General features: G+C 52.0%; 2 tRNA genes and 3 rRNA genes. All 5 read left to right on the top strand.

The features are described 5' to 3' along the window. Window positions 1-322 precede the first annotated feature (322 nt). Window positions 323-1,857: ribosomal RNA gene (locus tag J2739_RS27780) — 16S ribosomal RNA — on the top strand. Window positions 1,858-1,930: 73 nt separating this feature from the next. Then, a tRNA-Ile gene (locus J2739_RS27775) sits at window positions 1,931-2,007 on the top strand. 28 nt (window positions 2,008-2,035) lie between these two features. Then, window positions 2,036-2,111, top strand: a tRNA-Ala gene (locus tag J2739_RS27770). A 318-nt stretch (window positions 2,112-2,429) separates the two neighbouring features. Beyond that, a 23S ribosomal RNA gene (locus J2739_RS27765) occupies window positions 2,430-5,300 on the top strand. Window positions 5,301-5,416: 116 nt separating this feature from the next. Next, window positions 5,417-5,529, top strand: a 5S ribosomal RNA gene (gene rrf, locus J2739_RS27760). The 16S, 23S and 5S rRNA genes sit together here with 2 tRNA genes alongside, the layout of an rRNA operon. The last annotated feature ends 84 nt before the right edge of the window (window positions 5,530-5,613 follow it).

Raw genomic sequence — 5,613 nt, 5'->3', positions numbered from 1 at the left:
GAGGGGTTTGGGTGAGTTGGTGGCTGATCGGGTGGTTGGCGGGGCTCTAAAAAACTTCAAAAAAGTTTGTTGGTTCTTAAAAAACCGTGTAATAATCTAAGGCTTCGCTGATCGCAGCGGGGTTGGCAAGAAAGGCAGAGGATGTCTGGCTTGCGGGGATCGTTAAAAACATACAGCCGATAAGCGTGGGCGTTTGAGGCGAATGGCCAAGTTCTTCGGAACGAAGCCTTTTAGGCTTTAAATGCTCATGAGAATAGAAGTGAAGTTCACTTCAATTCCGTTTTTATGAGTTTGTCTCGCGAGAGACGTTAAATTCAAGATCGAACTATAGAGTTTGATCCTGGCTCAGATTGAACGCTGGCGGCATGCCTTACACATGCAAGTCGAACGGCAGCACGGGAGCAATCCTGGTGGCGAGTGGCGAACGGGTGAGTAATACATCGGAACGTGCCCAATCGTGGGGGATAACGCAGCGAAAGCTGTGCTAATACCGCATGAGATCTACGGATGAAAGCAGGGGACCGCAAGGCCTTGCGCGAATGGAGCGGCCGATGGCAGATTAGGTAGTTGGTGAGGTAAAGGCTCACCAAGCCTGCGATCTGTAGCTGGTCTGAGAGGACGACCAGCCACACTGGGACTGAGACACGGCCCAGACTCCTACGGGAGGCAGCAGTGGGGAATTTTGGACAATGGGCGCAAGCCTGATCCAGCCATGCCGCGTGCAGGATGAAGGCCTTCGGGTTGTAAACTGCTTTTGTACGGAACGAAAAGGCTTTCTCTAATAAAGAGGGCTCATGACGGTACCGTAAGAATAAGCACCGGCTAACTACGTGCCAGCAGCCGCGGTAATACGTAGGGTGCAAGCGTTAATCGGAATTACTGGGCGTAAAGCGTGCGCAGGCGGTGATGTAAGACAGTTGTGAAATCCCCGGGCTCAACCTGGGAACTGCATCTGTGACTGCATTGCTGGAGTGCGGCAGAGGGGGATGGAATTCCGCGTGTAGCAGTGAAATGCGTAGATATGCGGAGGAACACCGATGGCGAAGGCAATCCCCTGGGCCTGCACTGACGCTCATGCACGAAAGCGTGGGGAGCAAACAGGATTAGATACCCTGGTAGTCCACGCCCTAAACGATGTCAACTGGTTGTTGGGTCTTCACTGACTCAGTAACGAAGCTAACGCGTGAAGTTGACCGCCTGGGGAGTACGGCCGCAAGGTTGAAACTCAAAGGAATTGACGGGGACCCGCACAAGCGGTGGATGATGTGGTTTAATTCGATGCAACGCGAAAAACCTTACCCACCTTTGACATGTACGGAATTTGCCAGAGATGGCTTAGTGCTCGAAAGAGAACCGTAACACAGGTGCTGCATGGCTGTCGTCAGCTCGTGTCGTGAGATGTTGGGTTAAGTCCCGCAACGAGCGCAACCCTTGTCATTAGTTGCTACATTTAGTTGGGCACTCTAATGAGACTGCCGGTGACAAACCGGAGGAAGGTGGGGATGACGTCAAGTCCTCATGGCCCTTATAGGTGGGGCTACACACGTCATACAATGGCTGGTACAAAGGGTTGCCAACCCGCGAGGGGGAGCTAATCCCATAAAACCAGTCGTAGTCCGGATCGCAGTCTGCAACTCGACTGCGTGAAGTCGGAATCGCTAGTAATCGTGGATCAGAATGTCACGGTGAATACGTTCCCGGGTCTTGTACACACCGCCCGTCACACCATGGGAGCGGGTTCTGCCAGAAGTAGTTAGCCTAACCGCAAGGAGGGCGATTACCACGGCAGGGTTCGTGACTGGGGTGAAGTCGTAACAAGGTAGCCGTATCGGAAGGTGCGGCTGGATCACCTCCTTTCTGGAAACAATGCCGTTCAAATTGAACGCCCACACTTATCGGTTGTTGGAAGAGGTCGATTCGTTTCGGCCATGGGTCTGTAGCTCAGCTGGTTAGAGCACCGTCTTGATAAGGCGGGGGTCGTTGGTTCGAGCCCAACTAGACCCACCATCTTCTGATATCCAGGCGAGAGGACATCGGGGGATTAGCTCAGCTGGGAGAGCACCTGCTTTGCAAGCAGGGGGTCGTCGGTTCGATCCCGTCATCCTCCACCAACACTCTGGTAGGCATCCATTCAACACCAAAGCGGCCTTGTGCGAGTGCGCGAGGCTTCTTTGTTGTTGATCGAGATTGTTCGATCAATCGGCTGTTCTTTAAAAATTCATAGAGTCGAATCAGCGTTGCTGGTGGAAACTGCACATTCGTAAAGGTTTAGTGCGGACCGTGCCACCGGCAACAAGAATTTTTGATTGCGTCAAATGAACTTCACTTCGAAGCAATTCGAGCTGTGAAGGCGGCATAACGCGCCAGGTGAAAGACCTGGCATATTCCTTGATGGCTTTGGTTTCTGTGAAGAAACGTCAAAGTTATAGGGTCAAGTGAATAAGAGCATGTGGTGGATGCCTTGGCGATGATAGGCGACGAAGGACGTGATAGCCTGCGATAAGCTTCGGGGAGCTGGCAAATTAGCTTTGATCCGGAGATTTCCGAATGGGGAAACCCACCGAAAGGTATCGTTATCTGAATACATAGGGTAACGAGGCGAACCGGGTGAACTGAAACATCTCAGTAGCTCGAGGAAAAGACATCAACCGAGATTCCGAAAGTAGTGGCGAGCGAAATCGGAAGAGCCTGTTAGTGATAGCACAAGACTTAACGGAACGGCTTGGAAAGGCCGGCCATAGTGGGTGATAGCCCCGTACGTGAAAAGACTTGTGTGGTACTGAGCTGACGAAAAGTAGGGCGGGACACGAGAAATCCTGTCTGAAGATGGGGGGACCATCCTCCAAGGCTAAATACTCATCATCGACCGATAGTGAACTAGTACCGTGAGGGAAAGGCGAAAAGAACCCCGGGAGGGGAGTGAAATAGATCCTGAAACCGCATGCTTACAAAAAGTCGGAGCCCGCAAGGGTGACGGCGTACCTTTTGTATAATGGGTCAGCGACTTACATTCAGTGGCAAGGTTAACCGAATAGGGAAGCCGTAGAGAAATCGAGTCCGAATAGGGCGTCCAGTCGCTGGGTGTAGACCCGAAACCAAGTGATCTATCCATGGCCAGGATGAAGGTGCCGTAACAGGTACTGGAGGTCCGAACCGACTAGTGTTGCAAAACTAGCGGATGAGCTGTGGATAGGGGTGAAAGGCTAAACAAACTTGGAAATAGCTGGTTCTCTCCGAAAACTATTTAGGTAGTGCCTCAAGTATTACCTTCGGGGGTAGAGCACTGTTTTGGCTAGGGGGTCATGGCGACTTACCAAACCAAGGCAAACTCCGAATACCGAAGAGTACAGCTTGGGAGACAGAGCACCGGGTGCTAACGTCCGGACTCAAGAGGGAAACAACCCAGACCGCCAGCTAAGGTCCCTAAAATTGGCTAAGTGGGAAACGAAGTGGGAAGGCTAAAACAGTCAGGATGTTGGCTTAGAAGCAGCCATCATTTAAAGAAAGCGTAATAGCTCACTGATCGAGTCGTCCTGCGCGGAAGATGTAACGGGGCTAAGCCAGTTACCGAAGCTGCGGATGCACAGTTTACTGTGCGTGGTAGGAGAGCGTTCTGTAAGCCTGTGAAGGTGCGTTGTAAAGCGTGCTGGAGGTATCAGAAGTGCGAATGCTGACATGAGTAGCGTTAAAGGGGGTGAAAAGCCCCCTCGCCGTAAGCGCAAGGTTTTCTACGCAACGTTCATCGGCGTAGAGTGAGTCGGCCCCTAAGGCGAGGCAGAGATGCGTAGCTGATGGGAAACAGGTCAATATTCCTGTACCGATGTGTAGTGCGATGTGGGGACGGATCTTAATAGGTCATCCGGGTGTTGGATATCCCGGTTTAGTTGGAAGTAGGCGTGCGTTAGGCAAATCCGGCGCACATATACCGAGGCCAACGATCGAGCCAGCTTGCTGGTGAAGTGACTGAACGAGGTTCCAGGAAAAGCCACTAAGCTTCAGCTGCACACGACCGTACCGCAAACCGACACTGGTGCGCGAGATGAGTATTCTAAGGCGCTTGAGAGAACTCAGGAGAAGGAACTCGGCAAATTGACACCGTAACTTCGGAAGAAGGTGTGCCCTATTAGTGTGAAGTGAACAACGGAGCATGAACGGGTTGCAAAAAATCGGTGGCTGCGACTGTTTATTAAAAACACAGCACTCTGCAAACACGAAAGTGGACGTATAGGGTGTGACGCCTGCCCGGTGCTGGAAGATTAAATGATGGGGTGCAAGCTCTTGATTGAAGTCCCAGTAAACGGCGGCCGTAACTATAACGGTCCTAAGGTAGCGAAATTCCTTGTCGGGTAAGTTCCGACCTGCACGAATGGCGTAACGATGGCCACACTGTCTCCTCCTGAGACTCAGCGAAGTTGAAATGTTTGTGATGATGCAATCTCCCCGCGGAAAGACGGAAAGACCCCATGAACCTTTACTGTAGCTTTGTATTGGACTTTGAACAGATCTGTGTAGGATAGGTGGGAGGCTTTGAAGTGCGGTCGCTAGATCGCATGGAGCCAACGTTGAAATACCACCCTGGTGTGTTTGAGGTTCTAACCTAGGTCCATCATCTGGATCGGGGACAGTGCATGGTAGGCAGTTTGACTGGGGCGGTCTCCTCCCAAAGCGTAACGGAGGAGTTCGAAGGTACGCTAGTTACGGTCGGACATCGTGACGATAGTGCAATGGCATAAGCGTGCTTAACTGCGAGACTGACAAGTCGAGCAGATGCGAAAGCAGGACATAGTGATCCGGTGGTTCTGTATGGAAGGGCCATCGCTCAACGGATAAAAGGTACTCTGGGGATAACAGGCTGATACCGCCCAAGAGTTCATATCGACGGCGGTGTTTGGCACCTCGATGTCGGCTCATCTCATCCTGGGGCTGTAGCCGGTCCCAAGGGTATGGCTGTTCGCCATTTAAAGAGGTACGTGAGCTGGGTTTAAAACGTCGTGAGACAGTTTGGTCCCTATCTTCCGTGGGCGCTGCAGATTTGAGGAAGCCTGCTCCTAGTACGAGAGGACCGGAGTGGACACACCTCTGGTGTATCGGTTGTCACGCCAGTGGCATTGCCGAGTAGCTAAGTGTGGAAGAGATAACCGCTGAAAGCATCTAAGCGGGAAACTCGTTTCAAGATGAGATCTGCCGGGGCCTCGAGCCCCCTGAAGAGTCGTTCTAGACCAGGACGTTGATAGGTCGGGTGTGGAAGCGCAGCAATGCGTTAAGCTAACCGATACTAATTGCTCGTGCGGCTTGACCCTATAACTTTGATCTCCAAGATCAGGGTGTTATGCCAAGTGACGCAGTCAAAACCAAAAGCTGATCCAACTCTATGAATTCGCCATGCTGACTCCCATCAGCAAGGCAACCCTTTATGCCTGATGACCATAGCGAGGTGGTCCCACTCCTTCCCATCCCGAACAGGACAGTGAAACGCCTCAGCGCCGATGATAGTGCGGGTTCCCGTGTGAAAGTAGGTCATCGTCAGGCTCTTACAGCCCCAAAAAGCCCAACCAGCAATGGTTGGGCTTTTTGCTTTGTGCGTTCAGTGTAAGCTGGGGCTATATAGTTCTC

Source organism: Variovorax soli (assembly GCF_031454625.1).
Taxonomy (GTDB): domain Bacteria; phylum Pseudomonadota; class Gammaproteobacteria; order Burkholderiales; family Burkholderiaceae_C; genus Variovorax; species Variovorax soli_A.
The sequence above is the reverse complement of the archived record's forward strand: the minus strand, read 5'-3'. Positions and strand labels throughout refer to the sequence as shown.